Raw genomic sequence first — 18,316 nt, forward strand, 5'->3', positions numbered from 1 at the left:
TGCCGGCGTTGACCACCGCGTTGTCGAAGGAGAGCGAGATCTCCAGGATCGAGAGGATCGCCACGATGCCGAAGGCGGTCCACCCCCCGAAGAGGGCCGCTGCGACCAGACCGAGCGCGGTGACCGCGAACGACCAGCCGAAGGTCTTCAGAACCACCGGTCAGCTCACCGTGCCTTCGGGGAGGAGGGCGATGCCGTCGTCGTCGGCGTGCAGGACGTCGCCGGGGCGGAAGGTGAGGCCGCCGAAGGTGAGGGGCACGTCGACGGCGCCGGCCGCGTCCTTGGCGCTCTTGCGCGGGATGGTGCCCAGCGCCTTGATGCCGAGCCGCAGACCGGCGAGGGCGGCGCTGTCGCGGACGGCGCCGTGCAGGACCAGGCCGGCCCAGCCGTTGTCCTGGGCGGCGCCGGCGATGAGGTCGCCGACCAGGGCGGTGCGCAGGGAGCCGCCGCCGTCGACGACGAGGACGTGGCCGTCGCCGGGGGTGCGCAGCAGGTCGCGCAGCAGGCCGTTGTCCTCGTGGCAGGAGACGGTACGGACCGGGCCGGCGAAGCCGCGGTGGGCGCCGAACTGGCGGAACTGCAGGTCGCAGACGCGCAGTTCGGTGCCGTACCGGTCGACGAGGTCGGCGGTGGGGACGGGGGTGACTGTCATGGGGGCTCCTTCGCTGGGGAGACTGCCGCGCTCGCGGTTCATCCGGCCGTCAGGGGGATGTGGGGGCGAGCGCGGCAGCCTGCTCGGGGGTGAGGGGACGAGTGGTGTGTCCCCGCAGGAGGAGGTGGAGTTTGGCGGTCTCCTCCAGTTCCTCGATCGCGTCGGCGGCCTGCTCCAGGGACGCGCCGGCGACGACGGGACCGTGGTTGGCGAGCAGGACGGCGTGGTGGGTGCGGGCCGTCTCCTCGGCGAGCGGCTCCAGCGCGCTGTCACCGGGGGCGTGGTAGGGCAGCAGGGGCAGGGTGCCGACGCGCATGGCGTAGTAGGCGGTGAGCGGCGGCAGCGCGTTGGCGGGGTCCACTCCGTCGAGGCAGGACACCGCGGCGGAGTGGGTGGAGTGCAGGTGCACGACCGCGTGGGCGGTGGGCCGGGCCCGGTAGAAGGCGGCGTGCAGGAACGCCTCCTTCGTGGGCCGGGGGCCGTCCAGGTGGGTGCCGTGCAGGTCGGCGCGGGAGAGTTCGGCCTCCTCGACGGTGCCGAGACTGGACCCGGTCGGCGTGAGGAGCAGGCTGCCGTCGGCCAGACGGACGGACAGGTTGCCGGTCGAGCCGTGGGTCAGACCGCGTGCGAAGAGGGAGCGGGCGGTACGGACGATGAGGGCGCGGGCGGCCGACTCGTCGGCGTAGGCGGTCACGTGGTCTCCTCGGCGACGGTGCGCAGGGCTCGGACGAACAGGTCGGGGGCGCCGAAGTTGCCGGACTTCAGCATGAGGGCGAGGTCGCCGTGCCCGGTGGTGGCGTACGTCCAGGGCACGCCGGGGTCGGCTTCCTCGCCGACGAGGACGGCCCGCACGCCCAGGGCCGTGGTGACGGCGCCGGAGGTCTCCCCGCCGGCGACGAGCAGCCGGCGCACGCCGCGTTCCACGAGGTGGGAGGCGAGGGTGCCGAGGAGCTCCTCGACCTGCGCGGCGGCTTCGGCGACACCCAACTGGGCCTGTACAGCGGCCAGTTCCTCCGGTGAGGCGGAGGCGTAGATCAGGACGGGCAGGGCGGGGTCCTGCTCGTCGTACCAGGCCAGGGCCTCGCCGACGACGTCGCGGCCGGTGGCGGCGGCGAGGACGTCGAGGTGGAGGGAGGGCAGGCCGGCGGCGTAGAACTGGGCGATCTGCTCCAGGGTGCGGGCCGAGCAACTGCCCGCCAGGACGGCGGCCCGCCCCTGGTCCGGCCAGGGTTCGGTGGTGGCCGATCCGGTGGCGGGGTAGGCGTGCCCGACCCCCTCGGCCAGGCCGGCGGCCCCGGCGACCACCGGCAGCTCCAGCGTGGCGGCGCCCAGGACGGCGAGGTCCTCGTCGGTGAGGGCGTCGGCGACGACGTGCCGGACACCGGCCTGCTGGTGGGCGGCCACGGCGTCGCGCACGGCCTCGACCCCGCGGCGCACGGTGGTCCAGTCGACCAGGCCCACCCGGTGGCGGGTCTGCGCGGACAGCAGGCGCACCAGGGCGGAGTCCGTCATGGGGTTGAGGGGGTGGTGGCGCAGCGGCGAGTCGGACAGCAGCTGGTCGTGGACGAACAGGTGGCCCTGGTAGACGGTGCGGCCGTTGGGCGGGGAGGCCGGGCAGTGCAGGGTGACCGCGGCGCCGGCGGCGTCCATGAGGGCGTCGGTGACCGGGCCGATGTTGCCCTGCGGGGTGGAGTCGAAGGTGGAGCAGTACTTGAAGTAGATCTGGGCGGCGCCCTTGCCCCACAGCCAGCGCTGGGCGGCGAGCGAGTCGGCGACCGCCTCGTCGACGGGCGTGGAGCGGGACTTGAGGGCGACCACCGCGGCGTCGCAGTCCGCGGGCAGCGCGGTGGTGTCGTCAGGGACACCGAAGACCAGGGCGGTGCGCAGGCCGGCACGCCGGAAGGCGGCGGCGACGTCGGTGCCGCCGGTGAAGTCGTCGGCTGTGCAGCCGATGCGCAGGGTCATGGTCGGGGGTCTCTCCTCGGGCGTGCGGGCGGAGCATGGGGGACCGGGGCGGGCGGCGGAGTCACCCGCCCCGGAGCGGAGGTCAGTTCTGGCCGGCGTCGATGGCCTTGATGACGGCGGCGGTGAACTCGGTGGTGGAGGCGGAGCCGCCGAGGTCGCGGGTGGAGGTGCCGGCGGCGATCGCGTCGGCCACCCCCTTCTCGATGATCTTCGCGACGGCGGCGAGCTTCTCGTCGCCGTGCTTGGCGGCGAGCCACTCGAACAGCATCGCGCCGGAGAGGATCATGGCGACCGGGTTGGCGATGTTCTGCCCGGCGATGTCGGGGGCGGAGCCGTGGGAGGCCTGGGCCATGGCGGTGGTGGCGGAGGAGTTGATGGACGGGGCGGTGCCCAGCGAGCCGGAGATCTCGCCGGCCAGGTCGGAGAGGATGTCGCCGAACATGTTCTCGGTGACGATGACGTCGAAGTCCTGGGCGCGGCGCACCAGGTGGACGGTCATGGCGTCGATGTGGAAGTCGTCCACCGCCACGTCCGGGTAGTCCTTCGCCACTTCCTGGCAGACCGTGCGGAACAGGCCGGTGGTCAGCTTCAGGACGTTGGCCTTGTGGACGATGGTCAGCTTCTTGCGGCGCGAGCGGGCCAGGTCGAAGGCGACGCGGGCGACGCGCTCGGTGGCCTCGCGGGTGATGATGCCCAGCATGATCGCGGTGTCCGGGGTGGGCATGAACTCACCGGTGCCCGCGAAGGTGTTGCGGTCGGCGTAGAAGCCCTCGGTGTTCTCGCGGACGATGACGAGGTCGGCGTCGCCGCAGACGGCCTTGGCGCCCGGGAAGGACTTGGCGGGGCGGATGTTGGCGAAGAGCTGGAAGTGCTTGCGCAGGGTGCCCGAGGGGTTGAGCGCGGACTTGTGCGGCTCGGGGTAGGACACGGAGTCGTGCGGGCCGAGGTACCAGCCGTCCAGGCCGGCCAGGGCGTCCTTGGTCTCCTCGGGGACCGGGGTGCCGTGGGTCTCGATGGCGGCGGCGCCCAGGGGCAGGGTCACCCAGTCGACGGAGACGCCGGCGGCCCGGGCGGCGGCGGTGGCGATCTCGACGGAGGAGGGGACGATCTCGGGGCCGATGCCGTCACCTTCGAGGACGCCGAGGCGGTAGGTCTTGCTGCTCATGGTGCGGGTTCCTCTCAGAACAGGGGTGGGAGTCCGGGGAGACGAGGTCAGAACGGTGCGGCCGCCGCGTCGGCGAGCGCGGTCCAGGAGCGGGCGGCGGCCTTGGTGCTGTCGCCGTCCTGGGTGTGCTCCAGCGTCAGCCAGCCGGTGAAGCCGGCCGCGCGGAGAGCGGTGAACAGGGTGGGGAGCCGGGGATCACCGACCGTCAGGGGGCCCCGGGTCGAGGAAGCGGCGAGCTGGAGGCAGCCCGTGACATCGGTGTGATCCGTGACGGCCCGTACCGTGTCGATGCCCTCGGCGTCGAGGTGGTGGGTGTCCAGCACCAGTCCGGCCGGAGCGTCGAGCGAGTCGATGAAGGCGAGGGCCTCGGCCGGGGTGTGCCACAGCGAGGTGTTGGCACGCGACTGCGGCTCCAGCAGCAACCGGCTGCCGCACGCGGCCGCCTCCTCGGCCAGTCGCTCCACGGCGCGTTCGGCCCACACCTGCTGCATGTCCTCGAGCCCCGGCAGGAAGGTGCCGCGGGTCTGGCCCAGGGTGACCGGGACACCGAGCTCACCGGCCAGACGGGCGGCTCCCAGCAGCCGGGACAGGGCGTGGCGGCGCACGTCGGGTGACGGGTCGGTCAGCGACAGCCGGTCCTGTGCCGCGACCGGTCCGGTGCCGATGCCGAGGATCTTCAGGCCGGCGGTCTCGACGGTCCGGGCCAGGGCTTCGGCGTCCCGGGCACCGGTCTCGCGCACCTGTACCTCCACCCCGTCGTAGCCGAGTTCGGCGAGATCGCGGACGGCCTCGGCGAGAGGCGCCGTGTGGCCGAGCGGCACGGGGGAGCGGCAGTCGTCACCGGAGACGGTGTAGGCCAGCGGCCAGGGCAGTCCCGCGGTCACGGCGCGACCACCGGGGCCGGGGCGGTCGGCGTGCCGTCGGATGTGAGCAGACCGCGCAGTTCACGGGCGGCGGCACCGGCGCCGTCCAGCACCGGCACCCCCAGCAGGGCGGCCAGGGCGTCGCGTGCCGGGGTGAGCGAGTACTGCGCCAGGAGGACCGCGTCGGCGTCGGTCCCCCCGGCCCGGTGCAGGGCGTCCGCCAGGTGGCGGGCGGCGGTCTCGGGGTCGGCCGCGGCGGCGGCCTCCTCGCTCAGGGCGGTCACGATGTCGACCGGGCGGTCCGGGCGGACGGCGGGGACGAGCGCTTCGAGCTGGGCGACGGCGGCCGGGACGGCCGGCGGGGTGGAGGCGACGACGGCGATCCGCCGGTACGGGCCGGCCAGGGCGGCCTTGAACATCGACTCGTCCGACTTCAGTACCGGCACGTCCCACAGCATCCGGGCGGTGTCGACCACCTCTCCGTAGGAGGAGCAGGTCAGCAGCAGGCCCTGGGCACCACCGTCCATCACGTGTCCGATCAGGCGGAGCATGCGGCGGCGCAGCGCGTCGGTGAGTCCGCCGGCCTCGCGGGCGTCGTCCAGCAGCCGGTCGTCCACTACGTTCCAGGTCGTGGCCTGCGGAAATTCCTGAGCGAACGCCTCATGGGCGATGCGGTGTGCGGCCGGCACGGCATGGATCATGGCGACCAGGGGATGGGGTTCGATCACCGGGTTCTTCCTCTTCCGGTAGGCGGGGACCGGCAAGGGTCCCGACCGCGGGCCTTCCTCGGCCGGCGCGGGAACGTTCCGTGACGGCGGGGGAGGGGCCCGGGATGGGGACGGCAGCGTGTTGTCGCGGTGCCGTGCCGTCACTGTAGGCCGAACCGGTCAACCGGTCAACCGGTTGAGGCCGTGGAGTGCCGACGGGGCGCCGGCGCTCGTCCGGCGGCCCGTCGGCGGGGCTACGCCTCGCGCTGTTCGAGGGCTTCCATGAGGCGCCGGGACGCGCCGCTCATGTGCCGGGCCATCGCCGTCCGGGCCGCTTCGGCGTCCCCCTTCGCGACCGCTTCGAAGATCGGCACATGGTCGGCGTAGGCCACCTCGCGGGAACGGACGGCCCCGGTGCGCTCCACCCAGCCGCGCTGGATCATCGCCCGCATGCCCTTGAGCACGTCCCGCAGCACCGTGTTGCCGGACAGCTCGCCCAGGGCCGCGTGGAAGGCGGTGTCCGCCTCCGGGAACTCCTCGTCCGGGCACTCGCGCATCGCCGTCAGGCGGGCGCGCAGCAGTTCGACGCCGGCTTCGTCGCGCGCCTGCGCGGCCAGGCCGGCGACGACGACCTCGAGCTCCGCGCGGGCCTGCACCATGTCGCGAGCACCCCGCTCGCCCAGTACGAGGCCCAGTTCGAAGAGGCGGTAGAGCACGTCGGAGTCGGTGCCGCGGAAGTACGTTCCGCTGGACTGCCGGATCTCCAGCAGGCCGAGGAAGCCCAGTGACTTGATCGCTTCACGCACGGTGGGCCGGTTCACTCCGAGCATCTCGGTCAGCTGCCGCTCCGACGGGATGCGGTCGCCGGGCTGCACCTCGCCGGACATCAGGTAGTCGATCAGGCGACGGGAGACCTCGGCGGCCAGCGGTTCCCGCGGCTCGACCGTGATCCTGGCGAGTTCGGCCATCGAATTCCTCACTTCGGTATTGACGCGATGGCCGGATTCTAGTTACCTACCGGCAATCCGGTAAACCGGTTGTCCGGAAGTCGGCGGTCGAGCCGCCCTCCCTTCCCGACCGGCCGTTCCGGCAGTCCCAGCCATGCCAGGCGCACTCCTGAGCTCCCCACCGGGCCTTCGCCCGCCGCGACCGTGCGCCCGCCGAGCCGCCGTACAGGAGCCGCACGTACCATGACCGACCCGACGCACGAGCCGAGTACGGCCCCGTGTGCGCTGCCGGTCGTCCCCCGAACCGACACGCACTGACCTCACGCGCCGTCCTGCGCCGCCGTCCGACCGGCGGCCCTCAGTCCTGCCCCAAGGAGCAACGATGCTCGCCGTCCTCGGCTTCGCCACACTGGGCAGCTTCATGCTGCTCGTGATGCGGAAGCACCTCTCCGCGTTCACCGCCATCATGCTCACCCCGATCGCCGCCGCCCTCATCGCGGGCAAGGGCGCCGAGCTCGGCGACATGATCATGAGCGGTCTGGAAACCGTCGCACCCACCGCGGCCCTGCTGCTGTTCGCCGTCCTCTACTTCGGCCTCATGATGGAGGTCAAACTCTTCGAGCCCATCGTCCAGGCCATCGTCCGCGCCTCCAAGGGCGACCCGCTCCGCATCGTCGTCGGCACCGCCGTGCTCTCCCTGCTGGTCGCCCTCGACGGCGACGGCACCACCAGCTACATGATCGTCTGCTCGGCGTTCCTGCCCATCTACCGCCGCCTCGGCATGAACCCGCTGATCCTGGCGACCCTGGCGGCCATGGCGCTGGGCACGATCTCCGGCACCACCCCCTGGGGCGGCGCCGCCACCCGCGGCATCAGCGTCCTCCACCTGAACGCCGGCGAGTACTTCGTCCACATGATCGGCCCGATGGCCCTGACCAGTCTGGCCATCATCGCCGTCGCCTACTGGCTGGGCCTGCGCGAACGCCACAAGATCGACGGGGAGAAGCTCGCCGCCTACAAGCTGGAGATCGCCTCCGGCGAGGCGTTCGAGCCGGTCAAGGCCGACTGGCGGATGTGGTTCAACGCCGCCCTCACCCTGATCCTGATGGTCCTGCTCATCCTCGAGGTCGCCGACCTCGTCGTGCTCTTCATGGTCGCCTTCGTCATCGCCCTGCTCGTCAACATCCGCTCCATCGGCGACCAGCAGGACCTCATCAAGCGCCAGGCGTCCAACGCCGTCCCGGTCATGATCCTCGTCCTGGCCGCCGGCGTCTTCACCGGCATCATGACCGACTCCGGCATGATCAAGGCCATGGCGGACGCGGCCCTGTCGATCGTCCCGGACGGCTGGGGCAACGCCATCCCGCTCTTCACCGCGGTCCTCGCCCTTCCTCTCGGCTTCTTCATGTCCAACGACGGCTACTGGTTCGGTGTCGTCCCCGTCCTCGCGGAGTCCGCCGCGCACTACGGCATCGAGGCCAACGAGATCGCCCGCGCCGGCGCCATCGGCCAGATCCTCCACATGATGGGCCCCACTTCGGCTCCCCTGTGGGTCCTGCTCGGTCTGGTCAAGGCCGAGCTCGGCGACTTCCAGAAGCACGCCCTGCGCTGGGGTGTCCTCGTCTCCCTCGCCTACATCGTCTTCGCCGTCGTCACCGGAGCGATCAGCGTGACCTGAGCCGCGCGGGGTGTCCCGTAGGTTGCCTCCTGTCTGGTGGACCGCACCGTGTGACGGTGCGGTCCACCGTGCTTGTACCGCGTGGTGGCGGCGGACCGGCCGGCCGCCCCCACGCTCCGGGTCGGACGACCGTGATCGCACCGGTGAGCAGGGCGAAGCCGAGGACGGCGAGCATCGTTGCTCCTTGGGGCAGGGCGAGGCCGCCGGCGGGAGGCGGCCGTGGCGCGATCGGCTGAGGCGGGCGCAGCCCCGCCGCGCCCGTGCGTCTTGGCGGGCGCGGCCTGCGAGGCGGCTCGTGGGGGGGGTATGAAGTGACCGGTGGGTCGGTGTCGCGGCGGCTCGTGGACCGCGGAGGGACTCGCGTCCGGTGTGATGCGGCTCGACACCGTACGGAGGGCGATGCCTGCGAGAGGACGGCCCGAGGGACGCTCGGGAATCCGTGCGGGACACCCGCAGGACGACACCGGTTCACCGGTAGACAACTAGAAACCCGGCTGCTCGTCAAGAGCGGAGGCGGGAAGACCGCTGCTCATCAGGACCGCGTCGACCGCGCCGACGGCTGGGTGGTCGCCATCCGTGGAGCGCCGGCTCCTTCCTCACCCGCTTCGCCGGTCGGCTCGACCCGTCGGACGGGTCCGCGCCGGGGCGGGCACCGCGATGCGCGTCGGCGCGCCCGGCGCGTGCGGGCCGTCCGGGAGGCAGGGGCGCCGCAAGGGCCGGGCCGGTACGGGTGGATGCCCGGAGTGAGGGGGCGCCCGCGCGGGTCGGCGGGCGGTGTGCCGCACGGCGGTACGGAGACGCCGGCTCCTCGCATCGCCCTGGGAAGGGCGGGGTCGCACGGCTGCCGCATCCGGACGGGTTCCCGACCACCTTTTGGTACAACGCTCTTCCAAAAAACCAAGCGATGTGCCTAACGTATCCGTAGCGGTGACGTACCGGGGCGCGGCGGGTCACCGCCATGTCCCATCCGTCACTCGTCGTCGCCACTCCGGTGCAGCCGCCCCGGCCGTCCACGACCCACCGCCTCCTGCTCCGAGCCGCCTCAAGGACGTTCCATGCACGACCTCGCAGACCCCGCGAAATCCGCCACCCGCGTGCCACCGGGCCCGTGCGTGGCGGACGAACGGGAATCCGCTCCCCGGCGGCGCTGCTGCTGACCTGCGTACCGACGGTGTACGCCGGGGACGGAACAGGAGTCGTCGCCAGGTGCGCCGGCCCCTCCGGACTCCACCCCGCGGAGACGGCCCCGGCCGCGGCAACGCGCAACGGCACGGCCGACGCGGGCGGCACCGCCGTCCTGGCCGCAGCCGGCCGCACGCGTCTCGTGCCGTTCGCCCGGATCGCCACCCGCACCGGCGGCGGCACCACTGTCACCCGGCACTCGTGGCCACCCACGCCGCCGGTGACCGCTCCCCTCCTTCCCTCATGAAAGGCCCTCCGTGAACATCCTGGTCCTGCCCGGCGACGGCATCGGCCCCGAGATCACCGCGGCCACCCTGGACGTGCTCGGCGCCGCCGACGAGAAGCTCGGCCTGAACCTGACCCACGAGACCCACGACATCGGTTTCGCGTCCCTGGCCGCGTCGGGTTCGACCCTGCCGGACGCCGTGCTGGAACGCGTTCCGGAGGCCGACGGCGTCCTGCTCGGCCCGGTCTCGCACCTGGACTACCCGCCCCGCGCCGAGGGCGGCGTCAACCCTTCGGCCGAACTGCGCACCCGCTTCAAGCTGTACGCCAACGTCCGCCCCTGCCGCTCCCACCCCGACCTGAGCATCCTGCGCGATCCGATGGACCTGGTCATCGTCCGGGAGAACACCGAGGGCTTCTACTCCGACCGCAACATGTTCGCGGGCGCGGGGGAGTTCATGCCCGACGAGGACTCCGCTTTCTCGATCCGCAAGGTGACCGCGAGGGCCAGCGAGCGGGTCGCCCGGACCGCCTTCGAACTGGCCCGCACCCGCCGCAAGAAGGTGACGGCAGTCCACAAGGCCAACGTGGTCAAGCTCTCGGACGGACTGTTCCTGCGCGAAGTGCGCAAGGTGGCCGCCGACTTCCCCGACGTCGAGCTCGAAGAGCTGATCGTCGACGCCACCGCCGCGCTGCTCATCCGCAGCCCGCGGCGGTTCGACGTCATCGTCACCACCAACATGTTCGGCGACATCCTCTCCGACGAGGCGTCCGAACTCTCCGGCAGCCTGGGTCTGGGCGGCTCCGTCAACGCCTCCGACACCCTGTGCGTCGCCCAGGCCCAGCACGGCTCCGCACCCGACATCGCCGGCCTGGGCGTCGCCAACCCCACCTCCCTGATCCTGTCCGCCGCGATGCTGCTGGACTGGCGCGGCCGGCGCGACGGCGACGGCCGGCTCCAGCGGGCCGCCGCCGTCGTCACCGCTGCGGTCGGCACCGTCCTGGACAACCCCGCGACCCGCACCCGCGACATCGGCGGCACCCTCGGCACCGCCGACTTCGCTGCGGAGATCCGCCGCACCATCGAACAGACCGGAGAGACCGCCTGATGATCGTTTCCACCGACCCGGCCACCGGCGCCGAACTCGCCCGCTGCACACCGCAGTCCGCCGAGGAGGTCGACGGCGTCCTCGACGCGGTGGCCTCGGCGCAGGCCGCCTGGCGCCGACGTGACGTCACCGACCGCACCCCCCTGCTGCGGGAGATGGCCCGCGTCCTGCGCGAGGGCAGGGACCACTACGCGGCCCTCATCACCGCCGAGATGGGCAAGCCGGTCACCGAGGCGCGCGCCGAGATCGAGAAGTGCGCGATGACCTGCGAGTACTACGCCGATCACGCCCCGGACCAGCTCGCCGACCGGCCGGTCGCCTCGAACGCCACCGAGAGCGCCGTCGTCCACGACCCCCTCGGCGTGGTCCTCGCGGTGATGCCGTGGAACTACCCCTTCTGGCAGTTCTTCCGCTTCGCCGCCCCCGCCCTGGCCGCGGGCAACGGCACCCTGCTCAAGCACGCGAACAACGTGCCGCAGTGCGCCCTCGCCGTCGAGGAGGTCGTCCGCAGGGCCGGCGCCCCCGAGGGCCTGTGCCGGACCCTGCTGATCGAGGTGGACCAGGTCGCCGGCCTCATCGCGGACCCGCGCGTCGCGGCGGTCACCCTCACCGGCTCCACCGAGGTCGGCGCGATCGTCGCCGCGCAGGCCGCCGCCGTCCTGAAGAAGCAGGTCCTGGAACTCGGCGGCTCCGACCCGTTCATCGTGCTGGCCGACGCCGACGTCCCGGCCGCCGCCGCCACCGCCGTCAAGGCCCGCTACGTCAACGCCGGCCAGTCCTGCGTCAACGCCAAGCGGTTCATCGTCGAGGAAGCCGTCGCCGACGAGTTCGTCGCCGCCTTCACGGCCGCCGCGGCCGCCCTGAAGACCGGCGACCCGGCCGACCCGGACACCGCCATCGGTCCCATGGCCCGCGCGAACCTCCGCGACACCCTGCACGACCAGGTCCGGCGCACCCTCGACGCCGGCGCCCACCTGCTCCTCGGCGGTGAGGTCCCCGACGGTCCGGGCTGCTACTACCCGCCCACCGTCCTCGACCACGTGCGCCCCGGCATGGCCGCCTTCGACGAGGAGACCTTCGGCCCCGTCGCGGCCGTCACCCGCGTCGCCGACGCCGACGAGGCGATCACCCTGGCCAATCAGACGGAGTACGGCCTCGGCGCCGCCCTGTGGACGGCCGACCTGGACCGGGCCCGCCGCCTCGCCCGCGTCCTCGACGCCGGCGCCGTCTTCGTCAACGGCATGGTCGCCTCCGACCCGCGCCTGCCCTTCGGCGGCATCAAGAAGTCCGGTTACGGCCGCGAGCTCGGTGCCGAGGGCATCCGCGAGTTCACCAACACCAAGACCGTCTGGATCGGCCCGGCCGCCTGACCACCCCCACCTGGAGAAACACCGTGCACGACCACCCCACCGACACCCCCTGCTTCGCCTCCTTCCCGCCTGCCGTGCTGCGCCCGGCCGAACTGACCGCCTTCAGCCGCGGCGGCGGCGCCCGCACCATCCCCCTGGTCACCAAGTCCGTCGGCGCCGAGGTCTTCCTCACCGGCCAGACCCTCTTCGAGGGCGGCGCGGGCATCGCCCTGCACACCCACAACTGCCCGGAGAGCGTGACCATCCTCGAAGGCGACGCCATCGTGGAGATCGACGGCACCGAGCACCACGTGACCCGATTCGACACCACCTACGTCCCCGCCGGCACGCCCCACCGGTTCCGCAACGCCTCCGCCACCGAGCCGATGCGCATCCTGTGGATCTACGCCTCCGTCGACGCCACCCGCACCCTCGTCGAAACGGGTGTCACCGCACGGGTCGACGCCGAACACGACAAGGCCGCCGCCGAGAACCGCGGCTGACGCCGGGAAGAAGCGCCACATGATCACCGAGATCGCCCAGATCGAGATCCGTCCGGGCCAGGAGCAGGAGTTCGAGGAGGCCGTCGCCAAGGCCCTGCCCCACTTCCTCGCGGCCGACGGCTGCGACGGGGTCGACCTGCACCGCAGCCTCGAACACCCCTCGCGCTACCGGCTGATGGTCCGCTGGGAGACGGTCGAGCACCACACCGTCACCTTCCGCGCCTCCGAGGGCTTCGCCCGCTGGCGGGCCCTGGCCGGACCGTACTTCGCCGCTCCGCCGCAGGTCGAACACGTACACTCCGTCCTTGCACCATGACGTCGGCGGCCGGGACCGATCGGGTCCCGGCCCACGCGGAGGCACCAGAGGATGACAGCGCCCACGGCCCACGGCCCCACCCCGCTCACCCGGCGGACGGCCGCCCGCATCGTGGAGCACATCGCGTCGAGCGGACTGGCCGTCGGCACACGCCTGGTCGAACGGACCCTCGCGGAACAACTGAAGGTCTCCCGCTCACCGGTCCGCCAGGCCCTGCGGCTGCTGGCGGACGAGGGCGTCGTGGCCGCCGCCGCACGCGGCGGCTACACCGTCGCCCTCACCGGCCCGGCCCTGACCGAGGCGTCCCCCCTCCCGCCGGCCGAGGACGACGCCGAGGACGTCTACCTGCGTATCGCGGCCGACCGGCTCGACGGCCGGCTCCCCGACCGGGTCACCGAGAACGCCCTCGCCCGCCGCTACGACCTCATGCCCGGCCGGCTCGCCCACGTCCTGCGCCGCATCGCGGTGGAGGGCTGGATCGAGCGACTCCCCGGATACGGCTGGGAGTTCCAGCCCATGCTCACCTCGATGGACGCCTACCAGGACAGCTACCGCTTCCGGCTCACCATCGAACCCGCCGCCGTCCTCGAACCCGGCTTCGTCCTCGACCGCGACGCCCTCGAGACCGTCCGCGCACAGCAACAACGCCTGGTCGACGGAGAGGTCCACACCATCGGCAACGCCCAGCTCTACGACCTCAACAGCCGCTTCCACGAGGTCGTCATGGCGTGCAGCCGCAACTCCTTCTTCATCGACTCCCTGCGCCGCGTCGACCGTCTGCGCCGCCTCATCGAGTACCGGCGCTCCCTCCAGCGCGACCGCGCGGCCCTGCGCTGCGCCGAGCACGTGCGCCTCGCCGACCTCCTCCTGGCCGGCAAGCGCGCCGAGGCGTCGGCCCACCTGCGCGAGCACCTGTCGTCGGTCGGCCGGGAGAAGACCGGCCAGGGGAACGACGGGGCCGTCTGACCGCTCCGGTGCCGCCGAACGTCCCGTTGGAACCGCGCCGGAACAGGCGCCGACCTGTAGGGAGGTCCGCCTGCTCCGGCGCGGTGCGGGCGGCTCAGCCCAACGTCTGGAGGAGGTCGTGGCACGCCTGCTCGCAGGAGCGGCAGGCTTCCGCGCACAGGCGGCAGTGGTCGTGCATGTCGGCGTGCGCGGCGCATTCGTCGCCGCAGGCTTTGCAGGCGGTGGCGCACGCGGTGAGGATCACGCGGGTGATGTTGGCGTCGTAGCCGGTGTGCCGGGACAGTACGGCGGCGGTGGTGTTGCAGATGTCGGCGCAGTCCATGTCGGTGCGGATGCACTTGGTGAGGTCGCCGACCATGCCCTCGGACAGGCACGCGTCCGCGCACGCCGTACACGCCTGGGCGCAGGCCAGGCACTCCTCGATGCAGCGGGTGAGCTTGGTGCGGTCCACCTGTCCCAGGTCGGCGGGGTAGGTGTCGAGCATGTCCTTGACGTTGACCGTGGTCACTGTGGATCTCCTCCTTCGAACGCCGTTCGCCCCTGCCGGGTGGGCGGGACCCGGCAGGGGCAAACATGGTGGTGCGCTCAGTGGTGGGCGTGGACGACGGCGTGGCCCTTGCCGCGGCCGATCATCCACTTGTTGACCGGTGTGGTGACCAGGAAGGCGACGGCGAACCCGCCGAGCAGGGCCGACCAGAACAGCCCGTCCGACAGATGGGCGTCCATCGCGCCGGGAGTCAGGGCGATGATCGTGTTGTCGACCAGCTCCATCACCGCGATGGAGACCGTGTCGGCGGCCAGCGCCACCTTGACCGCGGACTTGAGGTCGAGGCCGGCCCGCACCACCGCCGACAGCGTGAACGAGTAGCCGAAGAGGAACGCCAGCGCGATCGCCAGAGTCATCGTGGCCACGTTGCCCCACATCAGGGCCGTACCGATGACCATGCCGAGGATCTCGCCGACGGCGCAGCCGGTCAGGCAGTGCAGCGTCGCCTTCACCGCCATCGACCAGGACGCCCCCGCGTGCCCGACGTGGTGCGCCGTGGGGCCGTGGTGGCCCTCGTGGTTCTCATGGGCGCTGTGGTCGTGCAGGGCGCCGGTTCGATGCGTGCTGTGTTCCATGACTCTCATCCCATCCGTCCGGCAGGACCGTCTTCCGCGGCTCTCTGCGGAGACTATATACCCCCAGGGGGTATGCGGCCAGGTGTGGGGGACGAGGATCGGAAAGCTGCTGGACACCGCCCTCGGGAAGCAGACGAGCCCGTATGCCCCCGCCCGATCGGTCCGCACCGCGCGGGCGCGGCGCGGACCGGGGAAGAACCGGCGCGGCGACGAGTACGGCGGCCGGGACCACGACGACGATGTCGCCGGACATGGTCTCGATCTCCGGGTCCTGGGCCGTCCGCGCCATCCGGAGAACCCGCTGGTGGTGCGGGATCATGCCCTGCGCGAAGTCGACGTCCCGGTCGTCCGAGTCCTTCGGCGGCCTGACCGGGACCTGCACCGACCCACGTCTGTGCGCGGCCGTCGTCGGCCGCCTCACCCTCGACGGCACCACCATCGGGACCGGCACCGACTCCTGCCGGCCCGCCGGCACGAGCCGAAACACCCGCCGAGGCGGGCGGAACCGGCGGAAGCGGATCGGGTCCTCCACCGATCCCGGAGCGGTTCACGGCAGCCCACGGCGAGTCCAGAGCTGACCGCGAATGCCGCCATCGACATGGATGCGGTGATCCCGCATCCGCGCCACAAGGGCGTCAGGGCATGAACCGCAGAGCCTCGATCAGCGTGCGTACGGCGAATCCGGTGCCGCCGTGCGGGTTCTCGTCGTACGCGGCCTCGTTGTTGTAGGCGGGCGCGGCTATGTCGAGGTGGGCCCAGGGCGTGCCCGGGGTGACGAAGTCCTGGAGGAAGAGGGCGGCCTGAATCGCGTCGCCGTAGCGGTGGGAACAGTTCACCCGGTCAGCCACCGCGGAGTGGAGATGCCGACGTTCATGGGTGAGCAGCGGCATCCGGTAGAATGATTCACCCGCCCGGTCCGCGGCAGCGAGGATCACGTCGGCAAGCCGGTCGTCGTTGGAGAAGAGAGCGCCGGTACGGGTGCCGAGCGCGTGGGTGGCGGACGAGGTGAGGGTCGCCACGTCGATCACGGCATCGGCGCGGTGCGGTCCCGGACGGGTCGCACGGACCAGGACGTCGGCCAGGACCACGCGGCCCTCGTTGTCGGTGTGGGTGATCTCGGTGGTCGTGCCGTCGAGGTGGCGTACGACATCGCCGAGGCGCAACGCACCGCCGCCCGGCATGTTCTCCGCCAGGGGCACGTATGCGCGGACCGACACCGGCGGGGCGATCCGGGGCAGCGCGGCGAGCGCTCCGACGACCGCCGCGGCTCCGGCCATGTCGGCCTTCATGGCGTGCATCTCGTCCGCCGTCTTGAGGGACAGCCCGCCGGAGTCGAAGGTGATGCCTTTACCGACCAGAGCGACAAGGGGCGGAGAAGCTCCGGCCGTCGACTCATAGGCGACCTCCACATGGCGAGCGGGTTCGCGGGAGCCGCGGGCCACGGCGGACAGGCCGGCGAGGCCGAGTTCCGTCAGTGCGTGGTCATCGTGGATCGTGCAGGCCAGGCCGGTGGAATCCGCCAGTTCCGCGATACGGCGGGCGAAATCCGCAGGAGTCAGCGCGTCCGCCGGGGAGTTGACGAGATCACGGGCCAGGCAGGTCCCGTCCGCCGCGGCCAGCGCTTCGGCCACGGCCCGGCGCTCGGCGGGCGAGGGGAGCGTCACGGTCACCTGGGCCAGCGGGTTCGCCGGCTTCATCGAGCGGTACTCGTCGTATCTGTACAGGGCGAGCGCGGCTCCCTCCGTCACGGCCCGGACCCGGTCGGCGGCCGGGACCCCGCCCTCGTCGGCCAGGGCGAGGTCGAGGCGGAGAGTGCGGGCCGGGCCGACGGCCCGCACAGCGGCGGCCGCCGCCCGGCGGAAGGTCGCGGCCGTGGCGGAACGAGCGGGGCCCAGGCCGACCGTGAGGACCACCGAGCGGCCGTCGGACGACGGTTCAGCGACGACCTGGCCGGGCCGGGCCACGAACCCGCGCCTACGGCTGAACGCGCTGGCCGGAGCACCCGTGTGCCGGGCCACCGCGACGACGTCTGCGGGTTCGCTCCCGTCCCCGGCCGTTACGCGCACCATCAGCCGCACCCCGTCCGTCAGCCACCGTTCGTCAGATGCGCTCGTAGAGCGCACCGGATTCGTCCCTGCGCAGCACGCCCTCGTCCACGAGGGCCCGGCGCAGGGTCACCCAGTCGTCGAACCACTCGCCGCAGATCGCGTTGACCTTGGCCTCGGAATAGGACACGCCGGCCTCGAACGAGTCCCTCACCACGTCCAGCACCCGGCTGCGCACTTCCTTGTTGCCCGGGATGGAGGTCAGCCGGCCGCGCCGGAAGTAGGAGCCTGCTCCGTCCCCGCCGGGTCGCCCGGCGACCCTGACCTCCGCCTGGACGGCCAGCCGGAAGGTGTCGTCGAGCAGGGTGTACGTCTGTTTCTCGCTGTCGAAGAAGACGATTCTGACGTCCGCCAGTTTCTGCAGGGCCATGGCGGCGGCCGGTGGGCGCAGCCCGGCCCGTTCGGCGACTTCGGCTACGGTCGTCGCGCCGAGGGCGAGGGCCGCGTAGGCGGCGCGCCGGTCCTTCTGGGCGAGCGCGCCCACCAGGTCGCGGCAGGAGGGCTGATGATCGTCTGCGGGGGGCGGGTTCATCGTGTCCGTTCCGGTTGTCGTTCGGGGCGCCGGTTTCCTTCGAACCTCACGCGTCTCCATGAATACCTTCTTCTCCGGCGCCCCTTGAAAGGGTTTGCGGTGAAGGGGCACGTTTCAGCCAGGGCTTCGGTCGCGGGGAGGGGCACCGAGGGTGAGTGGTATGGGGGTGCGGGCCCTGCGGGGCGTGCCCTTGGCCGGCGGGGTCCGGTGGGCCGAGGGCTGCTCGCGCACCGCGAGTGCGATCACCTTCGTGCCCTCCAGGAACACCCACCTCTGACGGCGCCATCTGTGCAGCGTTTCCAGGGCGTCGTCCCAGCGCTCCCCCTCCCATCCCCGCCCCTGGAGATCACGGAACCGGGCGCCGCCGATGACGGCCCGGAACAGCCGGGCGTCGTCGCCGCGCAGGACGACCTCGCGCCGTGGCAGCCCCGGGCGTTCGTCGGTGAGCGCCACCGAGTCGAAGCCCAGGCGGTAGGTGAACCGGGCCTCGTCGTGCTGGGCCCGCCACAGGCTCACGCGTGTGGCGAGCAGGCGGCGGATCCCGGCGTTGCGGCTGTCGTCGGTGAAGTCGCCCTCGAAGTGGTAGGCGATGTTCCACAGGTCTTGCGGTGACAGCTCCGGATAGACGTACCGGTATCCCGGCAGCGGACGTGACAGCGACAGACCGTAGGACCCGGGAGACTCCACGTAGGGGCTGAACCGGTCGAAGTGCACGGTCAGAATGTCGTTGTCCGGTGGCTCCAGATGGGTGAGCGAGGGGATCACGTCGATCTGGACGAGCATCGACTCGGGCGTCTCGTTCGGGTACCGGGTGAGGATGTTCCACACCGGCAGGACGCCGTATTCCGCGCAGCCGAGGAGGAAGCGCACGTTCTGGAAGGCGGTGGCGCCCTTCTTCAGCAGTCGCAGTCCCTCGGTGCTCAGACTCTC

The 18,316-nt window shown here is 72.1% G+C and carries 18 protein-coding genes and 2 pseudogenes; 8 read left to right on the forward strand and 12 right to left on the reverse strand.

Translation table 11 applies throughout. The features are described 5' to 3' along the window. Nucleotides 1-160: 160 nt before the first annotated feature. The 7 genes from rraA to ACFY3N_RS36015 all read right to left on the reverse strand — a co-directional run bounded on the left by rraA (nucleotide 161) and on the right by ACFY3N_RS36015 (nucleotide 6,332). The gene (gene rraA / locus ACFY3N_RS35985) at nucleotides 161-652 is read right to left on the reverse strand and encodes a ribonuclease E activity regulator RraA (RefSeq protein WP_390820994.1); all 492 of its coding nucleotides are present in this window, start codon (nucleotides 650-652) and stop codon (nucleotides 161-163) included. Nucleotides 653-701: 49 nt separating this feature from the next. Further along, nucleotides 702-1,346 (reverse strand): 3-oxo-tetronate 4-phosphate decarboxylase, encoded by a 645-nt coding sequence (gene otnC / locus ACFY3N_RS35990; protein WP_390820995.1) that lies wholly within the window; start codon nucleotides 1,344-1,346, stop codon nucleotides 702-704. After that, complete coding sequence (otnK, locus tag ACFY3N_RS35995; protein ID WP_390820996.1) at nucleotides 1,343-2,617, reverse strand: 3-oxo-tetronate kinase; 1,275 nt, start codon at nucleotides 2,615-2,617, stop codon at nucleotides 1,343-1,345. Before otnK ends, otnC begins: the two co-directional genes overlap by 4 nt. Before the next feature lie 82 nt (nucleotides 2,618-2,699). Further along, nucleotides 2,700-3,782 (reverse strand): isocitrate/isopropylmalate dehydrogenase family protein, encoded by a 1,083-nt coding sequence (locus ACFY3N_RS36000; protein WP_390820997.1) that lies wholly within the window; start codon nucleotides 3,780-3,782, stop codon nucleotides 2,700-2,702. 47 nt (nucleotides 3,783-3,829) lie between these two features. Next, nucleotides 3,830-4,666 (reverse strand): sugar phosphate isomerase/epimerase family protein, encoded by an 837-nt coding sequence (locus ACFY3N_RS36005; RefSeq protein WP_390820998.1) that lies wholly within the window; start codon nucleotides 4,664-4,666, stop codon nucleotides 3,830-3,832. Then, complete coding sequence (locus tag ACFY3N_RS36010) at nucleotides 4,663-5,373, reverse strand: aspartate/glutamate racemase family protein (RefSeq protein WP_390820999.1); 711 nt, start codon at nucleotides 5,371-5,373, stop codon at nucleotides 4,663-4,665. Before ACFY3N_RS36010 ends, ACFY3N_RS36005 begins: the two co-directional genes overlap by 4 nt. Nucleotides 5,374-5,606: 233 nt before the next feature. Further along, nucleotides 5,607-6,332, reverse strand: coding sequence for a FadR/GntR family transcriptional regulator (locus ACFY3N_RS36015; RefSeq protein ID WP_390821000.1), 726 nt, complete (start codon nucleotides 6,330-6,332; stop codon nucleotides 5,607-5,609). Between the two features lie 349 nt (nucleotides 6,333-6,681). Between ACFY3N_RS36015 and ACFY3N_RS36020 the strand changes: the two genes are divergently transcribed. The 7 genes from ACFY3N_RS36020 (at nucleotide 6,682) to ACFY3N_RS36050 (ending at nucleotide 13,627) form a co-directional block, all read left to right on the forward strand. Beyond that, a complete protein-coding gene (locus tag ACFY3N_RS36020) occupies nucleotides 6,682-7,977 on the forward strand; it encodes a CitMHS family transporter (RefSeq protein ID WP_390821001.1) in 1,296 nt (431 codons plus the stop codon). Nucleotides 7,978-9,085: 1,108 nt separating this feature from the next. Then, a complete protein-coding gene (locus tag ACFY3N_RS36025) occupies nucleotides 9,086-9,406 on the forward strand; it encodes a 2-hydroxycarboxylate transporter family protein (protein ID WP_390821002.1) in 321 nt (106 codons plus the stop codon). Nucleotides 9,407-9,416: 10 nt separating this feature from the next. After that, complete coding sequence (locus ACFY3N_RS36030; protein ID WP_390821003.1) at nucleotides 9,417-10,493, forward strand: isocitrate/isopropylmalate dehydrogenase family protein; 1,077 nt, start codon at nucleotides 9,417-9,419, stop codon at nucleotides 10,491-10,493. Beyond that, nucleotides 10,493-11,863 (forward strand): NAD-dependent succinate-semialdehyde dehydrogenase, encoded by a 1,371-nt coding sequence (locus tag ACFY3N_RS36035; protein ID WP_390821004.1) that lies wholly within the window; start codon nucleotides 10,493-10,495, stop codon nucleotides 11,861-11,863. Before ACFY3N_RS36030 ends, ACFY3N_RS36035 begins: the two co-directional genes overlap by 1 nt. A gap of 23 nt (nucleotides 11,864-11,886) precedes the next feature. Next, entirely contained in the window at nucleotides 11,887-12,345 is a 459-nt protein-coding gene (locus tag ACFY3N_RS36040; RefSeq protein WP_390821005.1) for a cupin domain-containing protein, read from the forward strand. Between the two features lie 19 nt (nucleotides 12,346-12,364). After that, nucleotides 12,365-12,661 carry an antibiotic biosynthesis monooxygenase family protein gene (locus tag ACFY3N_RS36045; protein ID WP_390821006.1) on the forward strand — a complete coding sequence of 99 codons (297 nt, stop codon included), beginning with the start codon at nucleotides 12,365-12,367 and terminating at the stop codon, nucleotides 12,659-12,661. Between the two features lie 51 nt (nucleotides 12,662-12,712). After that, a complete protein-coding gene (locus ACFY3N_RS36050; RefSeq protein ID WP_390821007.1) occupies nucleotides 12,713-13,627 on the forward strand; it encodes a GntR family transcriptional regulator in 915 nt (304 codons plus the stop codon). Nucleotides 13,628-13,721: 94 nt separating this feature from the next. On the opposite strand, the gene ACFY3N_RS36055 is transcribed toward ACFY3N_RS36050, so the two are convergent. Then, the gene (locus ACFY3N_RS36055) at nucleotides 13,722-14,111 is read right to left on the reverse strand and encodes a four-helix bundle copper-binding protein (RefSeq protein ID WP_390821011.1); all 390 of its coding nucleotides are present in this window, start codon (nucleotides 14,109-14,111) and stop codon (nucleotides 13,722-13,724) included. A gap of 101 nt (nucleotides 14,112-14,212) precedes the next feature. Further along, on the reverse strand, nucleotides 14,213-14,749 hold the full coding sequence (locus ACFY3N_RS36060; RefSeq protein WP_390821008.1) for a DUF4396 domain-containing protein: 537 nt from the start codon (nucleotides 14,747-14,749) through the stop codon (nucleotides 14,213-14,215). A gap of 344 nt (nucleotides 14,750-15,093) precedes the next feature. Between ACFY3N_RS36060 and ACFY3N_RS36065 the strand changes: the two are divergent. Further along, a pseudogene (locus tag ACFY3N_RS36065) lies at nucleotides 15,094-15,225 on the forward strand (AAA family ATPase); the annotation flags it as partial. Nucleotides 15,226-15,384: 159 nt separating this feature from the next. Here ACFY3N_RS36065 and ACFY3N_RS36070 read toward each other — a convergent pair. From ACFY3N_RS36070 to ACFY3N_RS36080, 3 genes and pseudogenes are all read right to left on the reverse strand, one after another. Further along, a complete protein-coding gene (locus tag ACFY3N_RS36070; RefSeq protein WP_390821009.1) occupies nucleotides 15,385-16,818 on the reverse strand; it encodes a leucyl aminopeptidase in 1,434 nt (477 codons plus the stop codon). Between the two features lie 31 nt (nucleotides 16,819-16,849). Continuing rightward, a complete protein-coding gene (locus tag ACFY3N_RS36075) occupies nucleotides 16,850-17,386 on the reverse strand; it encodes a DUF2087 domain-containing protein (RefSeq protein WP_390821010.1) in 537 nt (178 codons plus the stop codon). Nucleotides 17,387-17,500: 114 nt separating this feature from the next. Next, a pseudogene (locus tag ACFY3N_RS36080) lies at nucleotides 17,501-18,316 on the reverse strand (RiPP maturation radical SAM protein 1); the annotation flags it as partial.

Origin of the sequence: Streptomyces sp. NPDC000348 (assembly GCF_042898795.1) — a bacterium.
GTDB lineage: Bacteria > Actinomycetota > Actinomycetes > Streptomycetales > Streptomycetaceae > Streptomyces.

Excerpts from the sequence above, each read along its gene's own strand:
- rraA (WP_390820994.1), bottom strand. The coding sequence starts at position 652 with ATGACAGTCACCCCCGTCCCCACCGCCGACCTCGTCGACCGGTACGGC.
- otnK (WP_390820996.1), bottom strand. The coding sequence starts at position 2,617 with ATGACCCTGCGCATCGGCTGCACAGCCGACGACTTCACCGGCGGCACC.
- ACFY3N_RS36000 (WP_390820997.1), bottom strand. The coding sequence starts at position 3,782 with ATGAGCAGCAAGACCTACCGCCTCGGCGTCCTCGAAGGTGACGGCATC.
- ACFY3N_RS36020 (WP_390821001.1), top strand. The coding sequence starts at position 6,682 with ATGCTCGCCGTCCTCGGCTTCGCCACACTGGGCAGCTTCATGCTGCTC.
- ACFY3N_RS36035 (WP_390821004.1), top strand. The coding sequence starts at position 10,493 with ATGATCGTTTCCACCGACCCGGCCACCGGCGCCGAACTCGCCCGCTGC.
- ACFY3N_RS36045 (WP_390821006.1), top strand. The coding sequence starts at position 12,365 with ATGATCACCGAGATCGCCCAGATCGAGATCCGTCCGGGCCAGGAGCAG.
- ACFY3N_RS36050 (WP_390821007.1), top strand. The coding sequence starts at position 12,713 with ATGACAGCGCCCACGGCCCACGGCCCCACCCCGCTCACCCGGCGGACG.
- ACFY3N_RS36055 (WP_390821011.1), bottom strand. The coding sequence starts at position 14,111 with ATGCTCGACACCTACCCCGCCGACCTGGGACAGGTGGACCGCACCAAG.
- ACFY3N_RS36060 (WP_390821008.1), bottom strand. The coding sequence starts at position 14,749 with ATGGAACACAGCACGCATCGAACCGGCGCCCTGCACGACCACAGCGCC.
- ACFY3N_RS36070 (WP_390821009.1), bottom strand. The coding sequence starts at position 16,818 with ATGGTGCGCGTAACGGCCGGGGACGGGAGCGAACCCGCAGACGTCGTC.
- ACFY3N_RS36075 (WP_390821010.1), bottom strand. The coding sequence starts at position 17,386 with ATGAACCCGCCCCCCGCAGACGATCATCAGCCCTCCTGCCGCGACCTG.